18 protein-coding genes are annotated in these 19,894 nt (G+C 64.6%); 4 read left to right on the forward strand and 14 right to left on the reverse strand.

The annotated features are described in order from the left end of the window. Nucleotides 1-57: 57 nt before the first annotated feature. A complete protein-coding gene (locus tag AB7531_RS05075) occupies nucleotides 58-1,842 on the forward strand; it encodes an acyl-CoA dehydrogenase family protein (RefSeq protein ID WP_063980842.1) in 1,785 nt (594 codons plus the stop codon). 45 nt (nucleotides 1,843-1,887) lie between these two features. Beyond that, nucleotides 1,888-2,976 (forward strand): Zn-dependent alcohol dehydrogenase, encoded by a 1,089-nt coding sequence (locus AB7531_RS05080; protein ID WP_063980843.1) that lies wholly within the window; start codon nucleotides 1,888-1,890, stop codon nucleotides 2,974-2,976. 149 nt (nucleotides 2,977-3,125) lie between these two features. On the opposite strand, the gene AB7531_RS05085 is transcribed toward AB7531_RS05080, so the two are convergent. The 9 genes from AB7531_RS05085 to AB7531_RS05125 all read right to left on the reverse strand — a co-directional run bounded on the left by AB7531_RS05085 (nucleotide 3,126) and on the right by AB7531_RS05125 (nucleotide 12,399). Then, nucleotides 3,126-3,479, reverse strand: a complete 354-nt coding sequence (locus tag AB7531_RS05085) for a nuclear transport factor 2 family protein (protein ID WP_063980844.1) — start codon at nucleotides 3,477-3,479, stop codon at nucleotides 3,126-3,128. Between the two features lie 126 nt (nucleotides 3,480-3,605). Next, nucleotides 3,606-5,078, reverse strand: a complete 1,473-nt coding sequence (locus AB7531_RS05090) for an amidase (protein WP_063980845.1) — start codon at nucleotides 5,076-5,078, stop codon at nucleotides 3,606-3,608. A 245-nt stretch (nucleotides 5,079-5,323) separates the two neighbouring features. Further along, complete coding sequence (mbfA, locus tag AB7531_RS05095; protein ID WP_063980847.1) at nucleotides 5,324-6,295, reverse strand: iron exporter MbfA; 972 nt, start codon at nucleotides 6,293-6,295, stop codon at nucleotides 5,324-5,326. A gap of 66 nt (nucleotides 6,296-6,361) precedes the next feature. Continuing rightward, complete coding sequence (locus AB7531_RS05100; RefSeq protein WP_063980848.1) at nucleotides 6,362-7,504, reverse strand: alpha/beta hydrolase; 1,143 nt, start codon at nucleotides 7,502-7,504, stop codon at nucleotides 6,362-6,364. Between the two features lie 123 nt (nucleotides 7,505-7,627). Continuing rightward, nucleotides 7,628-8,497, reverse strand: coding sequence for an MBL fold metallo-hydrolase (locus tag AB7531_RS05105; RefSeq protein WP_063980849.1), 870 nt, complete (start codon nucleotides 8,495-8,497; stop codon nucleotides 7,628-7,630). Nucleotides 8,498-8,514: 17 nt separating this feature from the next. Beyond that, nucleotides 8,515-9,705 (reverse strand): serine hydrolase domain-containing protein, encoded by a 1,191-nt coding sequence (locus tag AB7531_RS05110; protein ID WP_063980850.1) that lies wholly within the window; start codon nucleotides 9,703-9,705, stop codon nucleotides 8,515-8,517. A gap of 23 nt (nucleotides 9,706-9,728) precedes the next feature. Then, on the reverse strand, nucleotides 9,729-10,340 hold the full coding sequence (locus AB7531_RS05115; RefSeq protein WP_063980851.1) for a glutathione S-transferase family protein: 612 nt from the start codon (nucleotides 10,338-10,340) through the stop codon (nucleotides 9,729-9,731). A gap of 140 nt (nucleotides 10,341-10,480) precedes the next feature. Then, nucleotides 10,481-11,323 (reverse strand): fumarylacetoacetate hydrolase family protein, encoded by an 843-nt coding sequence (locus tag AB7531_RS05120; RefSeq protein ID WP_063980852.1) that lies wholly within the window; start codon nucleotides 11,321-11,323, stop codon nucleotides 10,481-10,483. A gap of 224 nt (nucleotides 11,324-11,547) precedes the next feature. Further along, nucleotides 11,548-12,399 carry an MBL fold metallo-hydrolase gene (locus tag AB7531_RS05125; RefSeq protein WP_063980853.1) on the reverse strand — a complete coding sequence of 284 codons (852 nt, stop codon included), beginning with the start codon at nucleotides 12,397-12,399 and terminating at the stop codon, nucleotides 11,548-11,550. A gap of 121 nt (nucleotides 12,400-12,520) precedes the next feature. On the opposite strand from AB7531_RS05125, the gene AB7531_RS05130 reads away from it, so the two are divergent. Next, on the forward strand, nucleotides 12,521-12,952 hold the full coding sequence (locus tag AB7531_RS05130; RefSeq protein WP_038933620.1) for a DUF3775 domain-containing protein: 432 nt from the start codon (nucleotides 12,521-12,523) through the stop codon (nucleotides 12,950-12,952). A 4-nt stretch (nucleotides 12,953-12,956) separates the two neighbouring features. On the opposite strand, the gene AB7531_RS05135 is transcribed toward AB7531_RS05130, so the two are convergent. From AB7531_RS05135 to AB7531_RS05145, 3 genes are all read right to left on the reverse strand, one after another. Beyond that, nucleotides 12,957-13,946 (reverse strand): NADPH:quinone reductase, encoded by a 990-nt coding sequence (locus tag AB7531_RS05135; protein ID WP_063980854.1) that lies wholly within the window; start codon nucleotides 13,944-13,946, stop codon nucleotides 12,957-12,959. Next, complete coding sequence (locus tag AB7531_RS05140; protein WP_231143834.1) at nucleotides 13,943-14,725, reverse strand: SDR family oxidoreductase; 783 nt, start codon at nucleotides 14,723-14,725, stop codon at nucleotides 13,943-13,945. Before AB7531_RS05140 ends, AB7531_RS05135 begins: the two co-directional genes overlap by 4 nt. A gap of 184 nt (nucleotides 14,726-14,909) precedes the next feature. Then, nucleotides 14,910-15,422, reverse strand: a complete 513-nt coding sequence (locus AB7531_RS05145) for a CvpA family protein (protein WP_028157265.1) — start codon at nucleotides 15,420-15,422, stop codon at nucleotides 14,910-14,912. A gap of 138 nt (nucleotides 15,423-15,560) precedes the next feature. Here AB7531_RS05145 and AB7531_RS05150 point away from each other — a divergent pair, with 138 nt between their 5' ends. Then, nucleotides 15,561-16,322 (forward strand): SDR family oxidoreductase, encoded by a 762-nt coding sequence (locus AB7531_RS05150; RefSeq protein WP_441279910.1) that lies wholly within the window; start codon nucleotides 15,561-15,563, stop codon nucleotides 16,320-16,322. 168 nt (nucleotides 16,323-16,490) lie between these two features. Here the strand turns inward: AB7531_RS05150 and AB7531_RS05155 are convergent, their stop codons facing one another. Beyond that, nucleotides 16,491-18,089 (reverse strand): GMC family oxidoreductase, encoded by a 1,599-nt coding sequence (locus AB7531_RS05155; RefSeq protein WP_063980857.1) that lies wholly within the window; start codon nucleotides 18,087-18,089, stop codon nucleotides 16,491-16,493. Nucleotides 18,090-18,202: 113 nt separating this feature from the next. Beyond that, a complete protein-coding gene (locus AB7531_RS05160) occupies nucleotides 18,203-19,648 on the reverse strand; it encodes a coniferyl aldehyde dehydrogenase (RefSeq protein ID WP_063980858.1) in 1,446 nt (481 codons plus the stop codon). Nucleotides 19,649-19,894: the final 246 nt, after the last annotated feature.

Below are 19,894 nucleotides of genomic sequence, written 5' to 3' on the forward strand. Positions count from 1 at the left end.
TCATCCCAAGCGGCAAGCGATAAGAATTGCCGTCGGGCGGGAACGAAGAGGACGATCATGCACAAGCCGGTCACAGGTGAGCCAAAAAGTGTCGCGGCCGCACCATCCGGTCTGCTGGCGCCCGATACATCAGGCATGAATTTCTATCGCGCCGATCCGGCGCTGACTGATCTGTTGCGTATCCATCTGCCGGATACGCTGTTCCGCCACATCGAGCCGCATCTCAATCGCCTCGGCGAGCTCGCCGGTGGCCATCTCGACGATTGCGCGCGGCTCGCCGACCGGCACACGCCGGTGCTGCACCAGCGCGACAAGTTCGGCCGCGACATGCAATGGATCGAATATCACCCGGCCTATCGCGAGCTGGAGAATGCCGCGTTCGGCGAGTTCGGCATCCACGCGCTTTCGATCCGCAAGGGCATCATGGGCTGGCCCGACAAATATCCCGTCGTGGCCAAGCACGCCTTCACCTTCCTGTTCAACCAGACCGAATTCGGCATGGGCTGCCCGATCAACGTCACCGACGGCTGCGCAAAGCTCTTGGCGAATTTCGGCAGCGAGGCGCTGAAGGCGAAATATCTCGACGGCCTGACCCAGACCGACATGAGCAAGCTGACCCAGGGCGGCCAGTTCATGACCGAGAAGGAGGGTGGCTCCGATGTCGGTACACTGACCACGCGCGCCGTGCAGGAGGGCGACCATTGGCGCCTCCATGGCGAAAAATGGTTCTGCTCGAACGCCGATGCCAAGGTCGTGATGCTGCTGGCGCGCCCCGAAGGCGCTGGCCCCGGCACGCGCGGCGTCGGCCTGTTCCTGATGCCGCGCTTCCTCGACGACGGTTCGCAGAACCATTACCGGATCGTGCGCCTGAAGGACAAGCTCGGCACGCGCTCGATGGCCTCGGGCGAGATCAAGCTCGAAGGCGCGATCGCCTATGCGGTCGGCAAGCTCGACCGCGGCTTCGTGCAGATGGCCGAGATGGTGAACTCGTCGCGGCTCTCCAATGGCGTCAAATCCACCGCGCTGATGCGCCGCGCCTATCATGATGCGATGACGGTCGCCAAGAACCGCGTGGTGTTCGGCAAGCGCATCATCGACCTGCCGCTGGGACGGCGGCAGATGCTGAAGATCATGCTGCCGGTCGAGCAGGCGCTGTCGATGAGTTTTCTGACCGCCGACGCACTCGACCGCGCCGAGGCTGGCAGTCAGGATGCTGCGGCGCTGCTGCGCATCCTCACGCCGACGCTGAAATTCCGTGCGACGCGCGATGCGCGCAAGGTTTGCGGCGATGCGCTCGAGATGCGCGGCGGTATCGGTTATATCGAGGAATTTGCCACGCCCCGCCTGCTGCGCGACGCCCATCTCGGCTCCGTCTGGGAAGGCACCGGCAACATCGTCGCCATCGATGCGCTCCGGCGCGCGGTCGGCCGCCACGGCGCCGAATCCGCGCTATCAGCCGATCTGCATGCGCGGCTCGATGATAGCGTGTCGGTCCCGCAGGCCTGGCGCGACAATTTGCGCGGTCTCGTCGATCGCGCCGTCGGCTTCGCGCGCGAGGTCGCGGGCAATTCCGAGAACGAGGCCGATGCGCGCCGCGCGACGAGCTTGCTCTATCACGTCGCGAGCGCGGTCGCGCTCGCCTGGGAAGCGCATCGCATCCACGAAATGCGCGGCGATGCGCGCCGGCTGCTGCTGTCGCGGCTGGTGATCGACCATCGCGTGGCGCCGAGCGATCCGTTCCGGCTGACGGAAAATGCCGCGCAAGCGAAGATCGCAGCGCTGCTGCTCGGGGATCGCGACGCCGGCATGAGCGAGGTTGGCGAACTGGTTCTGGCAGCGTAGGCTGCACTCCACGCTCAAACCAAAAGAAGCGATAGGGAGTGCTCGATGAAGGCCGCCGTCCTTTATGAAGTCAATCAGCCGCTGGTCATCGAGGATGTCAGCCTGCCGAAGCCGGGCCCACGCGAGGTTTTGATCCGCACGGCGGTCGCCGGCCTCTGTCACTCCGATCTGCACTTCATGGAAGGCCTGTATCCGCATCCGCTGCCCGCGGTGCTCGGGCACGAGTCCGCCGGCATCGTCGAGCAGGTCGGCTCCGACGTCACCTATGTGAAGCCGGGCGATCACGTCGTGACGTGCCTGTCGGTGTTCTGCGGCACCTGCGACAACTGTACCACGGGCCGCACCGTGCTCTGCACCGACACCACCGTAAAGCTGTTGCCGGGCGCCTCCAACCGGATGCAATGGTCGAAGCCCGAGAAGTTGCACCAGTTCCTCAACCTCTCGTCGTTCGCCGAGCAGATGCTGGTGCACGAGAACGCCATCGTCAAAATCCGCAAGGAGATGCCGCTCGATCTCGCCGCGCTGATCGGCTGCGGCGTCATCACCGGCTACGGCGCGGTCGTGAACACGGCGAAGGTGACGGCCGGCGAGACCGTGGCCGTGATCGGCTGTGGCGGTGTCGGCATGGCCGCGATCAACGGCGCGCAGATCGCCGGCGCCGGGCGCATCATCGCCATCGACACCAATCCGGCAAAGCTGCAGCTTGCGACCAAGCTGGGCGCGACCGACATCATCAATCCCACCGACGGCGACGTCGTGAAGCAGGTGCGCGACCTCACCAATGGCGGCGTGCATCATTCCTTCGAGGTGCTCGGCCGCAAGGAGACCGCGGAGCAGGCTTTTGGCATGCTGGCGTCCGGCGGCACGGCCACCATCGTCGGCATGATCCCGTTCGGTCAGAAGATCGAGCTGCACGGCTTCGACTTCCTGCGCGAGCGCAGGATCCAGGGCTCGTCGATGGGCTCCAACCATTTTCGCGTGGACATGCCGAGGCTGGTTGATTTCTACCTGCGCGGCCGGCTGCACCTCGAGGATTGGATCTCGGCCAAGCTGAAGCTCAGCGAGATCAACGAGGGCTTTGCCAACATGAAGGCCGGCAAGACGCTGCGCAGCGTGATTGTGTTTGATAGCTAGCAACCGCAATGACGGTGTCATCGCCCGCGAAAGCGGGCGATCCAGTACTCCGCGGCGGAAGCTGTGTGAACCGACTATTGCCGCGGCGTACTGGATGCCCCGGTCAAGCCGGGGCATGACAGCGGAGTGTGAGGATGGCTGACCTCAACTCACCGCGACACGTGCGCTGATACCGCGAGCCACGTCCCGTTCTTCTTCGTCCAGCAATCGGTGTACCGCCCCGTCGCCTGCCGGCCGTCGGCGGTGGTGTAGCTGGTGGCAGCGTGGATGATGGCAAAATCGCCCATGATGCGGATGATGACATCATGCGCATGCAGATTGCGGATTGCGATCGGCCGTGCCGTCTGCTCCAGGAAGGCGGCGCGGTCGACCAATGTCTTGTCGGGATTGGAGCAAAAGAACTCCGGCGCGAGGATTTCGTCGAAGCGTTTAACGTCGCAGTTTTGCACGGACGCGACATAGTCGTGGTTGAGCGCGGTGAGCTGGTCGAGGTCTTGGCTCATGACGTTTCTCTCCCTCTATGTTATTTTACTCCGTCATTGCGAGCGTAGCGAAGCAATCCAGAAATGTCTCCGCGGATGCAGTCTGGATTGCTTCGTCGCAAGGGCTCCTCGCAATGACGGGAGGCACTAGTCATTGAACAAAGGGGGCGGCACGAACCCGCCGAATTCGCGCTCGATCAGCTCGGCGAGCTTGAGCGGCGTGCGGTCTTCCAGCCACGGGCCGACGATCTGCACGCCGATGGGCAGTCCATCAGGCGCAAAGCCCGTCGGAATCGCGGTCGAGGGCAGACCGGGGAGCGTCGCGATGCCCGGCCAGGCGAGCTGGTCGGGATAGACGTGCTCCTTGCCGTCGATCTTGATCCGGCGCTTTTCCTGCTCTGGCGAATGGTCGTGCGGATAGGCCGCCGTCGGCATCACCGGGCAGATCACCGCGTCGAACGACTTGAACAGCTCGCGCCATTGCGCGCGAAGGCGGGTGCGCCCGCCGTTGGCCGCCTGCCAGTCGCGATGGTTGAGCGCGATACCGCGCAGCCGTTCCGCGGCCAAGCTGTTGTCACCCTCTGGCAACGCCGCTGCTGCCGCTTTCGCGCCAGCATAGATGTCGGGCGCGAAAGTCGAGCCGAGGAACGACATCAGCATGCGCATATAGAGCCGCGTGGAGGCCGCGAAATCCGGCAGCAGCGGGCTGTTGCGCTCGATTTTGACGCCAGCCTTGGCGAGATTGTCGGCCAGCCGGTTGATGGTGCCGCGCACCGCCGTGTCGGTCGGCATCACCGGATCGGTGTCGATCACCAGCACGCGGAAATCCCTGAACGCCGTGTGCCGCGCCGCCGGCAGCTCGAGCCGGTAGGCGAGGCCAGCGTCGATCGGATCGGGCCCGGCCATCACGTCGAGCACAAGCGAAAGATCGGCGGCGCTACGCGCCATCGGGCCGATCACCGAGAGGTCACGCTCGAACGGCAAAGGCGGCAGCGGCGGCGGCGTGTGGCCGCGCATGGCGACGAGACTGAAGGTCGGCTTGTGCGCATAGATGCCGCAATGGAAGGCCGGCACACGCAGCGAGCCGCCGATGTCGGAGCCGATCGACAGCGGGCCATAGCCCGCGGCGAGCGCGGCAGACGAGCCGCCAGACGAACCACCGGGTGTGCGGCCGAGATCGTAGGGGTTGTTGGTGGTGCCGTAGATGTCATTGTAGCTCTGCCAGTCGCCGAGCCCGAGCGGCACGTTGGTCTTGCCGACGATGACGGTGCCGGCGTCCTTCACCCGCGTGATTGGCAGTGCGTCTTCCTTCGCGACAAAATCCTTCTGCGCGGGAATGCCCCAGGTCGTGGGCAGGCCGGCGACGTTGTAGGATTCCTTCACGGTGATTGGGAGGCCGAGCAGCGGCTTCCGCTCGCCGCGCGCCCGCGCCGCGTCCGCGTCCCGCGCGGCGCTCAGCGCGCGGTCGAAATCCCGGACGCAGATCGCGTTGACCTTGCCGTCGTGACGTTCGATGCGATCAATCGCATCCTGCGTGAGCTCGACCGCGGAGACCTTCTTTGCGGTCAACGCGGCCGACAGCTCGACCGCGCTCTTGTAACTCCATTCCGTTTTCGCCACGACATGCTCCTGCGCTTCCCTGATGGGATGATGCGCAGTTTGACCGAATGCCGCAACCGCCGTTTGATCGCGATTGATATGTGGCTAGCTGTCATCGCGGGAAGGTCCAGCAACAAGTCGGCCGTCATCGCCCGCGAAGGCGGGCGATCCAGTATTCCAGAGACCCGCATTGGAGAACTCGCTCTCACCACATCCGCCGCGGCGTACTGGATGCCCCACCTTCGCGGGGCATGACACCGAGGTAGCTACGCCGCCCCGATCAATATCCCCACCGCGAGCACGATGGCGCCGCCGAGCACGATTTGGAACACGGCCTGGAGGAACGGGGTGTCCATGTAGCGCGCGCGGATGAAGGCGATTGCCCACAATTCGAAGAACACGACGACGCCGGCGATTCCCGTCGCGATCCAGAATGCGTTCGGCCAGCTGTCTGGGACGAGATAAGGCAGGGTGTGGCCGAGCCCGCCGAGCGTCGTCATCGTGCCGCAGGTGATGCCGCGCAGCCATGGCGAGCCGCGTCCCGTGAGCGAGCCGTCATCGGACAGCGCCTCCGCAAAGCCCATGCTGATGCCGGCGCCGATCGAGGCGGCGAGGCCGACCAGAAACGTCTGCCAGTTCTGGTGGGTGGCGAAAGCCGCGGCGAACAGCGGCGCCAGCGTCGAGACCGATCCGTCCATCAGGCCGGCGAGGCCCGGCTGCACATATTGCAGCACGAACATGCGCCGTCGCGTGCGGTCTTCCTCGGCGCGCACGTCGGGCTTCAAAATCTCGTCGGTGAGCGCGACGGCGCGGTTCTCGTGATGCTTTTCCTCCTCGGCGAGATCGCCGAGCAGGCGGCGCACGCCGACATCCTCGGCCTGCTCGGCGGCCCGCGCGTAGAAGCGCTCGGCCTCGAGCTCCATGGTCTCGACCTCTTTCCGGATGGTGTCGAGCGGCAGGTTTTTCGTCAGCCAGATCGGCCGCCGGCGCAGAAAGCCTTTGACGTTCTCGCGGCGGATCGGCGGCAGGTGCTGGCCGAAGCGTTCCTCATAGAGTTTCAGCAGCCGATGCCGGTGGCCGCGTTCCTCCTCGGCCATCTCCTCGAAAATCTTCGACGTGTCCGGGTAACGCTCGCGCAAGTCCTCGGCGAAGGTCATGTAAATGCGGCTGTCCTCCTCCTCGGAGGAGATCGCGACCGCAAGCACCTCGCGCTCGGTCAGTTCGGCAAAAGTCTTCACGGCGGACCTGTTTAATAGTTTAGAATTATTCTAAACTATATAAGGCGCCGGGGTTCCCGGGTCAAATCAGGCGACTTTTGCGAGGAACTCGAGCAGCAAGCGGCTCACCTCGGCCGGCTGTTCCTGCTGCACCCAATGGCCGGCGCCGTCGACGAGATGGCAGCCGAGCATCTTCGTGCAGCCGCGCCCCTGCATCGCTTCGAACACGCCGGGGCGCTGATAGGTGCCCCAATCCTGCTTGCCCGAGATGAAGCAGGTGGGCACGTCAATGCTGCGGCCCGCAAACAGCTGCATCTCGCTGTTGAGCATGCCCGAGGTGCCGTAGCGGTACCATTGCAAGCCCCCCTGGAATCCGGTGCGGCCGTATTCGGCGCTGTAATAGGCGAGGTCGCTGTCCGGCAGCCATTGGTTGGCGGCGATCGCGGCCGGCGAGGGCATCTCCTTCGCAACCGTCTCCGCCATCGTCTCGCCGGCGTCCATCACGTAGTAGGTCGGCAGTTTTGCGAGTTCGCCCGCGGACCACGACGTCAGCGGATATGGCTTGTTGTCGGTCCAGTCCGCACTCTTCTGGTGATAGTAGGCGCGCAGGAAATCGTGCACGCCCTGCGGCGCGTGCTGCATGTCGGCGTTGGCCGGGCGCGTCGCGTAATACCATTGATAGTGTTTGCGCGGGCGCGGCAGCGCGGCGAGCTCGCGATGCACGGGGTCTTCTGCTGGCGGCTTTGCCGGACTGTCGACGGTGCCAAACGGCATCGGCGGCGCTCCGCCGAACGGCGCGCTCATCAGCGTCACCGAGCGAAACACGTCGGGCCGGATCAGGGCGCACCAGGCCGCAACCGGGCTGCCGAAATCATGCCCGGCGAGATCGACCTGCCTGTAGCCGAACGCCGACACCAGGGCGAGCGCGTCGCGCACGAGGTTGAGGAGCGAGAACGGCGTGAGATCGCCGTCGTAATCCGCGGTCCATCCCGTGGTGCGGCCATAGCCGCGCTGGTCCGGCGCGATCACGTGATAACCGGCCGAGGCCAGCGCCGGCATCACCTTGCGCCAGGAGAAGGCGAGCTCAGGAAAGCCGTGCAGCAAGAGGATGCAGGGCCGCCCCTTGGTCTCGAAGCCGGCTTCGAGCACGTGCATGCGCAAGCCGTTGATGCCGTCGACATAGCGCGAGCGGATGCCGGCGGGGAGAGGGACGTCGGGGAGGTCGGCCATTTTTTGTTTCCTCGTCATGGCCGGGCTTGTCCCGGCCATCCACGTTTTTGTTGCCGTTGATTGTAAGAACGTGGATGCCCGGGACAAGCCCGGGCATGACGGAAGCCGGGCGATTGCCGCGCGCTACACCGCCGCACACACGAACGCGCTGCCCTTGCGCCTGATCTTCCCGACCGACGGCGAGGGGAAATGCGCGGTGCAGCACAGCGTGTCGGTGTCGCAATAGCGCTCGAGAAAGCTGCGGCGCGTTTTCGCCGCCGCGGCCGGGTCGACGTCGAACTTGATCGACAGCTCCGGATAGAGCGTCTGCAGCGGCGAATGCATGAGGTCGCCGGAGAACACGGCGTCGTCCTTGCCGCGGCCCATCGTGATGGCGATATGGCCGGGCGTATGTCCCGGCGTCGGCAGGATGCGGACGTGATCGCCGATCTGGTGATCGTTGCCGACCAGCTCGTGGCGCCTGGCCTCGACCACCGGCAGCACGCTGTCAGCGAAAGGCGGGATCTCCGCCTTCGCGTTCTGCTCGGACCAGTGATCGAATTCCTGCTTGGCAAAGAGGTAGCGCGCCTTGGGGAAGGTCGGCACCCAGCGGCCGTTCTCGAGCCGCGTGTTCCAGCCGACGTGATCGACATGCAGATGCGTGCACATCACGAAATCGATGTCGTCGACCGCGAACCCGGCGGCGTTGAGTCCGCGCAAGTACGTATCGTCGGTCTTCATGTTCCATTTCGGCCGCTGCGGGCGCGGCTTGTCGTTGCCGATGCAGCTGTCGATCAGGATGGTGTGATGCGGCGTCTTCACAACATAGGACTGGAAGCACAGCAGCAGCACGTCCTGCTCGTCCAGCGCCTTGGCCTGCCGCATCCATGCCCGGTTCTCGGCTAGGACCTCAGGCGTCAGTCCCGGCAGCATCTCCAGCGCCGGCACGAACGAGGTTTCCTGCTCGATGACGCGATGGATGGTGAGATCGCCGACGGTGAATTTCAGGCTCATGCTCGCTTCCCTTGCACTCACCGTGCATCGCGCACGGATGGAATGACGATGTTGGAGAGGATGTCGATCGCGGCCAGCCCTTCCTTCGGCTGGCCGTATTGGGCAGCGGTGGTCATCATGACGAGATCAAGCTCGGGCACGATGAAGATGCGCTGGCCGCCCCAGCCGAAGGCAGCAACCCATTTGATTTCCTTGTCACCGGCGAGCGAGCGGCCCATCCACCATTGATAGCCGTAGAACATCGTGCTGCCGAAATAGCCGATCGCCTGGAAGCGCGGCGTGGTAGATTGTGCGATCCAGTCGGCCGAGACGATCTGCCGGCCGTTCCACTGGCCGCGATTGAGCACGAGCTGGCCGATCTTCGTCGCATCGCGCGGCCGCAAGCGAAGGCCCGCGGCCGCTGCAATCTTGCCGTTCTTATAGGCTTTCCACTCCAAATCGCTGATCCCGAGCGGCTGGAACAGCACCTCGCGAGCAAATGCCTCCAGCGGCTTGCCCGAGACGCGTTCGAGGATGTTGCCGAGCAGTTCAGTCCCGCCGCCATTATAAGTCCACAGCACGTCGGGCGGCGCAGCGACTGGCTTTGCGAGCACATAGCCGATCGGATCGGCCTCAAAGGTGAGATGCGGCTCGTCGTTTTTCGGATCGGTCCAGGACCGTGCCTCGTCCCATTCAATGCCGGAGGACATCGTTAGCAGATGGCGCAGCGTGATGGCCTCCCAGCCCGCCTGCTTCGCCGCCTGATGGTCGGGGAAGAATTTGAGCACGGGCTCGTCGACGCCTTCGATCAGCTTGCGATCGATCGCGATGCCGACGAGCAGCGAAGCGACACTCTTCGATGCCGAACGCATGTCATGCTTCGTCGTCGCGGTAAATTCGTGCTGGCCGTCCGGTTGTCCCCAGGGTTGGTCGTAGCCGGGAAAATACTGCTCGAAGACGAGCTTGCCGTGGCGCACGACGACAACCGAATGGACCGAGGTCGCGCGTTGATCGAGCCGTGCAGCGATGCTGCAGAGCCGCATGCCTTCCATGCCAACGCTGTCGGGCGACGCAGTCGTCCACCCGTCGTCGATTGACGACGGCGATCCACAGGCGAGGTTTTGTCGTCCAGTCGCCATGCCGTCGGCCTGCACGGAAGTGGCTGAGACGGTCAACGCGAGCACGAGGCTCGCGCCGAGAATGCTGAGGCGGGGGAAGCGATCGCGCATCGTCCTTCTCCCCGCAGCCTAGTTTACGCCGCTGGAGGCACCGAGATCTTGACCGAGGGGCGCTCCAGCATCTTCTGGTGGAAGGCGTCGAGTTTCGGATAGGCCTTGCGCCAGCCGCAATCGGCGAAGCGGAAGTCGGCATAGCCGAGCACGCAGACGAGGCCGATCTGCGAGATGTCGAACGGGCCGTTCAAAACTTCGGGCATGTTCTCGAAGCGCGCCATGCCGGTCCAGGCCCGGTTCCAATGGTCGTCCGACCATGCCTGCCATTGCAGGCCCTGCGGCCGCACCATCTTCTCGTAGCGGCACAGCAGCATGGAATCGAGCATGCCGTTGATCAGGGAGTGATCGGTCTTGGCCTTCCAGCGCCGCGGGCCGTAATCGGGGATCAGGCTGCCGCCGGCCATCTCGTTGAGATATTCGACGATCACGTAGGAATCCAGAATGACGTCGCCGTCATTGGTGATCAGCACCGGCAGCTTCTTCAGCGGCGTGATGCGCGAATAATCCTCATTGACCGTGCCCGGCGCGACGGTCGCGGGCGTGAGCTCGATCTTGTCGATCAGCCCGAGCTCGATCGCGGCGATACGCACCTTGCGGGCGAAGGGCGAGGCGGCAGAGAAGGAGAGTTTCATGGGAAAATGTCCTACGCGGTGACCGGCAGTTGGTTATCGTCATTGCGAGCGAAGCGAAGCAATCCAGCCTGTCTCCGTGGAAATAGTCTGGATTGCTTCGTCGCTTCGCTCCTCGCAATGACGGGGAGAGGGCGGAGGCCTTACGCCGCCACAATCTCCTGGCGCTGCTCGCCGAGGCCTTCGATGCCGAGCGTGACGACATCGCCGACATTGAGGAAGGTCGGCGGCTTCATGCCGAGACCGACGCCGGGCGGGGTGCCGGTGGTGATGATGTCGCCCGGCAGCAAGGTCATGAACTGTGACACGTAGGAGACGCATTTGGCCATGGAGAAGATCATGGTCTGGGTCGAGCCGGTCTGGCGGCGCTGGCCGTTGACGTCGAGCCACATCGACAGGTTCTGCACGTCCTTGATCTCGTCCTTGGTGGCGAGCCACGGGCCGACCGGGCCGAAGGTGTCGTGCGACTTGCCCTTGGTCCACTGGCCCAGGCGCTCGGTCTGGAAGGCGCGCTCGGAGACGTCGTTGCAGACGCAATAGCCGGCGACGTAGTTCAGCGCATCGGCTTCCGAGACATACTTGGCGCGGGTGCCGATGATGGCGGCGATCTCGACTTCCCAGTCGAGCTTGGTCGAGCCGCGCGGCTTTTCGACCGCATCGTTCGGGCCGGACAGCGAGGTGTTGGCCTTCATGAAGATGATCGGCTCGGTCGGGATCGCGGCGCCGGTTTCCTTGGCGTGGTCGCTGTAGTTGAGGCCGATGGCGACGAATTTCGAGATGCCGGTGACGGGCGCGCCGAAGCGCGGCTTGCCGGAGACGGCGGGCAGGGAGGCCGGGTCAAGGCCCGCCAGCTTCTTCAGGGATTCCGGCGAATAGGCCTCGCCGGTCAGGTCCTTCACATGCGCCGACAGGTCGCGCAATTGGCCGGATTTGTCGATCAGGCCGGGCTTTTCCACACCCTTTTCGCCATAACGAACAAGCTTCATTCTCGTTTCTCCCTGGAGATGGACCGATCGGTTAAATAGCTTCATGGAACAGGGCGGCGGGAAATTCAACCGCTCAAAACGGGGCGCATTGCAGCCCTTCCTTTGTAGGGTGGGCAAAGGCGCGGAGCGCCGTGCCCACCAATTCTTTTTGATGGCCCGGTATGGTGGGCACGCGGAGCCTGTCATCGGGCGCGCATTCGCGCGACCCGGTGGCTTTGCCCACCCTACGATTGCAGCGCCACAAATTTGAACGCATCCCCGTCCCGCTTGATGTGCCCGGCCGAGAAATGGCCGCCGATCACCAGCGTCGGGGTATCGGCAAAGCGCGAGAACACCTTGTGCCGCGACGCGGCCGATTGGGCGGTATCGGTGTCGACGACCGAGCACCAGTCGAGATGCGCCATCTGGCAGGGGTGATGGGCGACGTCGCCGCTGAGCAACCCTTGTTCGCCGCCGGACTCGATCAGGACGCTCATATGCCCGGGGCTGTGGCCGGGGGTCGGGATCACGCTGATCTCCTCGCAGAGCCGGTGATCGCTCGGGATCAACTCGGCCAGGCCCGCATCGACGACCGGCTTCACGGAATCGTTGAACACCGCGACCTTGTCCGGCTCGGCCGTATAGTCGCGCCAATATTCATACTCGGTCTTGCCGAACAGGTAGCGCGCCCTGGGGAAAGTCGGCACCCATTTGCCATCGACGAGCTTTGTATTCCAGCCGACATGGTCGACATGCAAATGCGTGCACAGCACGGTGTCGATGCTGTCAGGGGGAAAGCCCGCCGCCGTCATGGTCTCCAGAAACGGCGTGCTGCGGTTATTCCAGACCGGGACACCGCGGCCCTGCTTGTCGTTGCCAAGGCCAGTGTCGACCACGATGCGGCGCGTCGGCGTCTCCACCACCAGCGAGTGGATCGACATTTTCAGCCGGCCCTCCTCGGTGGCGAAATGCGGGATCAGCCAAGGCAGCTTCTGGATCTCGTCATTGGTCGCGGCCGGCAGGATGAAGCGGGTCGAGCCGACCGTCTCCATTTCCACGATCTTGGTGATTTTGACCTTGCCCACGGTCCACGGCATGCGGCGATCCCAATTTTCTTGCTTTCGCGAAAGATGCGGCCTTCCGCCGTCGAACGCAATGGATCATCTGTCGCGATGTTGCGTTATCGGGGGAACCCCGAGACAGCCAGAGAGAGCGACGATGCCAGAGCTTGCCATTTCCGCCGAGAAGGTCGCCTTCATCATCGAGAAGGCCCGCGAATTCGACGTCAAGGAGGCGGCGTCCGACCCCGACTCGGGGTCCAATCCCTCTGATGATGACGAGATCGACGTGCTCGAGGACACCAATTCCGACCCGGTCGCAGCCGAACTGTCCGGTTTCATCCGCGCGCTGAACGAGGACGAGCAGCTCGACCTCGTCACGCTGATGTGGCTTGGCCGCGGCGATGGCGAAGTGGAGGAGTGGGACGATCTGCGTGCCCGCGCCGCCGAGGCGCGCGGTGAATACAAGAACCCGCGTCGCGAAACGGTGCAATACCTGCTGGGTGAGCCGATGCTGGGCGATCTGCTCGCCGATGGCATGGACGAGCTCGGCATCGACTGGACCGACGAGCGGACCACGCCGGTATCCTAAGTCGTCACCGCGCGCAGTCGACGATCACGGTGCCGAGCTTGTCACCCTTCTCGACCGCGAGATGCGCCTGCGCAGTATCCGACAGCGCGAACTGCGCCGCGACGTTGTGAATGCGCGGCCCTGCCGCCAGCCATTTCGTGATATCGGCCTGGGCCGCCGCAAGCAGCGCGGGCGGTAGCGCGAACAAGACGAGCGAGCGGAGCGTGATGCACTTCTCCATCAGTTCGCGCATCGGCACCGTGGGTGTGCGGTTGCCGTTGGTGGCGTAGACGGCGATCGTCGAATTGAGCGCCATCAGCTTCAACGTCGTCGCGACGTTGCCGCCGAAATCGACATCGGCCACGCGATCGACACCACGTCCGCCGGTGAACGCCATCGCCTTGGCGACGACGTCCTCGTCCCTGTAATTGACCACGAGATCGGCGCCCGCGCGCCGGGCTTGCTCGCCCTTCATCGCCGAGCTGACTGTCGCGATCACCTGCGCGCCGCCCCATTTGGCGAGCTGCACGGCATAATGGCCAACCGCGCCGGCGCCGCCGGTGACAAGCACGGTCTTGCCGACGATCGGCCCATCCGCAAACAGGCTGCACCATGCGGTCATCGCGGGGATGCCGAGCGTTGCGCCTTCCGCAAAGGAAAGATGATCCGGCAGCGGCGTCACCAGCTGCTCGGCGAGCGCGATATATTCGGCCGCCGTGCCGAAGGCGCGGCCGTTGCGCTGGCCGTTGAACAGCCAGACCCGGTCGCCGACCCTGAAGCGCGTTACGCCGTCGCCGATCTGGTCGACGAAACCCGCGCCGTCGCTGTTCGGAATGACGCGCGAAAATTCCATCGCGCGATAGCTGCCGCCGCGCCGGCCGACATCGGCCGGATTGACGCCGGAGGCCTCCAGGCGAATGCGAACTTCGCCTGGGCCAGCGACCGGCGTCGCCATCTCACCATAGGTGAGGACATCCGCCGCCGGTCCTGTTTGCTCGTACCAGACTGCTCTCACAGCGTTCCGGGGAAGGCGCCGCCGTCGAGCAAGATGTTCTGGCCCGTGATGAAGCCGGCCTTGGCGCCGCAGAGGAAGGCGCAGGCATAGCCGAACTCGTCGGGCTGGCCGAAGCGGCCGGCGGGGTTGAGCTTGGCGCGCTCGGCCAGGATCTGCTCCGGCGTCGTGCCGCGCTTGTCGGCCTCGGCCTTTGCGGTGCCGGTCAAGCGGTCGGTCTCGAACGGGCCCGGCAACAGGCCGTTGATGGTGACGTTGTTGATCACGGTCTTGCGCGACAGGCCGGCGATGAAGCCGGTGAGGCCGGCGCGCGCGCCGTTGGAGAGACCGAGGATGTCGATCGGCGCCTTCACCGCCGCCGAGGTGATGTTGACGATGCGGCCGAACTTGCGCGCCATCATGCCGTCGACGGTCGACTTGATCAGCTCGATGGGCGTGAGCATGTTGGCGTCGATCGCCTTGATCCAGTCGTCGCGGGTCCAGTTGCGGAAATCGCCGGGCGGCGGGCCGCCGGCATTGTTGATCAAGATGTCCGGCTCTGGGCAGGCCTTCAGCACGGCCTCGCGGCCGGCAGGCGTCGTGATGTCGCCGACGATTTCGGTGACCTTCACGCCCGGATAGGCCTTGCGGATGTCGTCGGCCGTCTTCTTCAGGGCTTCGGCGCCGCGCGCGGTCAGCGTGATGTCAACGCCGGCTTCCGCCAGCGAGATGGCGCAGGCGCGGCCGAGGCCCTTGCTGGATGCGCAGACGATGGCGCGGCGACCTTTGATCCCAAGATCCACTGTTTCACTCCCGTAATGTCAGGCAGGTTTTAGACGGGCCGCACTCTAGCCAATCGTGGCGCCGCTGATAAGGGAGGGGGCCGCGTCAAAATGCATGGCGCGGTCGCGCGGCGATGCAAATGTGCGGGCATGATCCCGAAAAGTGTGCAGCGGTTTTCCGAAAAGATCATGCCCAGACAATAAGCTAGATGCGCCGTTCCTGCTTGAGGCGGTCGATCGCGGCCGCGGCCTCCGGCGGCAATGTCTTGAAGCCCATCTTGCCGGCCGCCGAGAACAGCGGCCGCAGATGCGAACCGGCGAGGAACGGCGGCTGGCGGTTGGCCGGCACGATCTGGTCGAACACCAGCACCAGCGTGGTGGCGACGAGGCCGACCCTGACGGCGCCGAGTGCGGCGCCGGCGAGCCGGTCGCCGATCCCGGCTTCGCGTATCGTGTCGTTCAGCGCGAGGCGGCCGATATAACCAAGGAGCATGCCGACGACCACGAAGATGCCGAAGAACCAGATCCAGTTTTGCAGCAGCGGCGCGTTCGGATTGGTCGCGACCTGCGGCACGATCAACGGCATCAGCGCGACGGCGATGGGAGCGGCCAGGAGATAGGCGAGAATGGTCATTGCGCTGCCGAGCAGGCCGGTCCTGAAACCGAAGCCGATCGCGACGGCGAGTGCCGCATAGACCGCGAGATCGAAACTGTTCATGAGCGTCAGGCCTGCCTCGATGGAACGCTTGCGTCGTTGGAACGAATGAACGCCGGACCGATCATTCCGGTTTCAGATCGTTAAAATCGTCTGTATTGGTGGCTCCAAAGCTCAGGGAAAACACTCAAGGCAAGCGTCATGTCAGACTTATTCGACGTCAGTCAAGAAACCATCCTAGTGACGGGCGCGAGCCAGGGGCTGGGGCGGCAATTTGCCCGGGTTCTGGCGGACCATGGCGCGGCCGTCGCGCTCGCCGCGCGGCAGACCGACAAGCTGAAGAGCCTGGAGGAGGAGATCCGCGGCAAGGGCGGCCGCGCTGCCGCGGTCGCGCTCGACGTCACGGACATGTCATCGATCGCCAAGGCCGTGGATGCCACGGAAGCCGCGCTCGGTCCGATCACGGTGCTGATCAACAATGCCGGCATCGCCATCGAGAAGCTCGCGACCGAGCAGACCGAATCCGATTGGGACGCCGTGATCGGCGCCAATTTGAAAGGCGCTTATTTCCTCGCGACCGAAGTCGCGCGCCGCATGATCGCGCGCAAGCAGGAAGGCAACATCGTCAACATCGCTTCCGTGCTCGGCACCGGTGTGCTGAAGGCGGTGTCGCCCTATGCGATCTCCAAGGCCGGCATCCTCCAGGCGACCGGGGCGATGGCGCTGGAGCTCGCAGGCCAGAACATCCGCGTCAACGCGCTGGCGCCCGGCTATATCGACACGGAAATGAATCACGCCTTCTGGTCGACGCCCGCGGGCGAGCGATTGGCCAAACGCATCCCGCAGCGCCGCGTCGGCGCCGAGTCCGATCTCGATGGCGCGATCCTGCTGCTGGCCTCGAAGGCGTCGCGGTACATGACGGGGAGTGTCATCACCGTCGATGGTGGTTTCCTGCTGAATTGAGCCCCGCCGTCGTCCCGGGGCGCGCGTAGCGCGAGCCCGGGACCCATATCCCCAGGGAGATGTTTGGCGAAGACTCGGAGTTGCCATCTCGCCCCACAACATCTCCCTGTGATTATGGATCCCCTCGGTCGCGGGGACGACGGCGGAGAATTGGGTGGCGGCGTTGCGCTAACTCGCACGCACCTCCGCCCTGATCATATCCGCCGCCTTCTCCCCGATCATGATGGTCGGCGCGTTGGTGTTGCCACCGATCAAGGTCGGCATGATCGAGGCGTCGACGACGCGCAAGCCCTCGATGCCATGCACCTTCAGCTTCGGATCGACCACCGACATCGCATCGGTGCCCATCTTGCAGGTGCCGACGGGGTGATAGACGGTGTCGACGCGATTGCGCAGGATGGCGCGGATGTCGTCGTCCGTTCTCACATCGGACGTGAACATGTCCTTCTTCTGCAACGCGCGCAGCGCGGGCGTCTCCATCAGCCGCCGCGTGGTCTTGAAGCCCGCGACCATCGACTCGAGATCTTCCGCCTCGCCCAGAAAGTTCGGATCGATCATGGGTGCAGCGAGCGGATCGGCGCTTTTCAGCCATACGCTGCCGCGGCTCTTCGGTCTGAGCAGGCAGACATGGCACGAGAAGCCCGCTTCCTTGTGCTTCTTGCGGCCGTGGTCGTCGAGCATCGCGATGACGAAGTGCAGCTGGATGTCTGGCACGGCGAGGTCGGGCCTGGTCTTCAGGAAGCCGCCACACTCGGCGAAATTGGTGGTCATCAGGCCGCGTCGCTCCCGGCGATACCGCTGGATGGCGCGGAGCAGGGATGGCAACCGGCCGAGCGATGAATGAACGAAATGCGGATAGTCGGAGGCGTAGACGAACACGAAATCCGGATGGTCCTGCAGATTGCGCCCGACGCCCGGCAAATGATGTTCGGCGCCAATGCCGTGCGCGGCAAGCGCATCGCCATCGCCGACACCCGACAGCATCAATAGCTGCGGCGACTGGAAGGCGCCGCCGGCGAGGATCACCTCGCGGCGGGCGCGCAGCTGCTTGGTCTGCTTGCCCTGCACATATTCGATGCCGACCGCGCGCCCGCCTTCGAACAGGATCTTCGTGGCCTGCGCCCCGGTCTCGACGCGCAGATTCGCGCGCTTGTCCATGTAGGGCTGCACATAGGCGCGCGCCGCGCTCCAGCGCTCGCCCTTGTGCTGCGTCACCTGGTAGCTGCCGAGCCCTTCATGGTCCTCGGCGTTGAAGTCCTCGCGGATGCGGAACTGCGCCTCGCGCGCGGCCTGGTGGAAGACGTCATGGATCGGATTGTCCGAGCGCAGTCTGTTGACATGCAGCGGGCCGTCCTTGCCGTGATACTCGCCGTCGAAATCGGAATTGTTCTCCGAGCACTTGAAATAGGGCAGCACGTGGGCGTACGACCAGCCGGCATTGCCGAGCGAGGCCCAGTGGTCGTAGTCCGATTTGTGGCCGCGGATGTAGACCATGGCGTTGATCGCCGAGGAGCCGCCGAGGCCTTTGCCGCGCGGTTGATAGCCGATGCGGCCGTTCAATCCCTTCTGCGGCACGGTATCGAAGGCCCAGTTGGCCGCGCTGTATGGCAAAGCGAGCCCGAATGGCGTGGTGATCCGCCAATTGTCGTTCCGTCCGCCGGCATCGAGCAGCGCCACGGATGTCGCCGCATCCTCCGACAGCCGCCCCGCCACCGCGCAGCCGCCGGAGCCCGCGCCCACGACGACGAAGTCGAATGTGTCAGTCACTGATGTTCCCCCCTCTGCATTTTCTTCTCGTCATTGCGAGCGAAGCGAAGCAATCCAGACTGTCCCCGCGGCGGGATTCTGGATTGCTTCGCTTCGCTCGCAATGACTGAAAGCTACGACATGAACCGCATCAACTTCTCCAGCCGCGCGATCTTGCCGCCGTAGGGCGGATAGAGATCGGCGAGGCGGTTGAACTTGGAGCGATAAAACACCGGCTTCAGTTTGCTGAACGTGCGAAAACCCCATTCGCCGTGATAGGCGCCGGTGCCGGACGCGCCGACGCCGCCCATCGGCTGGTTGGCTTGCGCGAAGTGGAACAGGCAGTCGTTGACGGTGACGCCGCCGGAGATCGTGCGCGACAGCACCTCGTCGCGGGCGGCGCGATCCTTGCCGAACCAGTAGAGCGCGAGCGGCCGGTCGCGGGCGTTGACGAAAGCGATCGCCTCCGCCGGATCGCGATAGCCCAGCACCGGCAGAACGGGGCCGAAAATCTCTTCCTGCATCACCGCCATCGCCTCGGTCGCGCCGACGATCAGCGTCGGCGGGAACTTGCGGTGTGCTTTCCAGTTCGGATCGTCCGCTTTCGCCGGTTGCAGAATTTTTGCGCCGCGCTGCGCAGCATCTGCCACGAGTCCTTCAAGCCGCGCATAATGCCGGTCGGAGATGACGGAGGTGTAGTCCTTGTTGGCGGGATCGGTGCCGAACATGCGCCGCATCTGCGCGCGCACTTTTTCGGCGAAGGCCTGCAACGAGCGCTCGGGCACCAGCACATAGTCCGGCGCGATGCAGGTCTGCCCGGCATTGAGCAGCTTTCCGTAGGCAATGCGCTCGGCCGCCTCCTCGAGATCGGCGGAGGCGTCGATGATCGCCGGCGACTTGCCGCCAAGCTCGAGCGTTACGGGCGTGAGATTGCGCCCGGCGGCCTCCGCGACCAGCCGGCCGACCCGGGTCGAGCCGGTGAACACCAGATGATCGAAGGGGAGGTGTGCGAAGGCTTTTGCGATTTCGTCCTCGACGCCTGTCACCAGTAGCTCGGTGGCATCGAATTTCGCGGCCACCGACTCCTTCAGCAGCACTGAGAAGTGCGGCGAGAGTTCGCTCGGCTTGATCATGACACGGTTGCCGGCGGCGATCGCGCCGATCGCGGGCGCAAGCGTGAGCTGGAGCGGATAATTCCAGGGCGCGATGATGCCGACGACGCCGAGCGGCTGCGGGATCAGCCGGTTGCGCGCGGGCAGGAATTGCAGCGCGGTGGCCACTCGCTGCGGCGCCATCCAGCTCTTCAGGTGCTTGGTCGCATGCCGGATCTCGGAGAACACCAGCATCGTCTCGGCAATAGTGGTCTCGACGGCCGAGCGGTGGCCGAAATCGGCCGAGATTGCCTGCCGGAATCGCTCCTCGTTGTCGGCGACCACGGTGCGCAGCCGCGCCAGCCGGTCGAGCCGCTCGGCCAGGTCGGGCGCCGGCTCGGCCCGCGCCCGCGCGACCATGGCCTCGAAGGCATCCTTCAGCGCCGGGAGTGGCGCGCTCGCCAAGGGGCGGTCCAAGGTATGGTCCATGGGTGGTCTCCCCTGAAAACGACGTTTGCCCCCGGTTTTGTTGCCCGCAAGCTGGCCCTTTGTGGAACTTCTGGCAAGAGCGCACCAAACGGGCCGGAAATCGGCCCAACTCACTGTCATAAAGTCGAAAAAAACGTCCCCGCGGCCCTTTCCAAAGGCAGCCCGGGTTGGTACATACGCCTCGCACCCGAGGGGCTTTGCCCCGGGGTTGCCTTCCAAGGAAGCCTTTGGGACGCGAGAGCAAGC

This window comes from Bradyrhizobium sp. 63_E2_N1_3 (assembly GCF_052076005.1).
Taxonomy (GTDB): Bacteria; Pseudomonadota; Alphaproteobacteria; order Rhizobiales; family Xanthobacteraceae; genus Bradyrhizobium; species Bradyrhizobium barranii.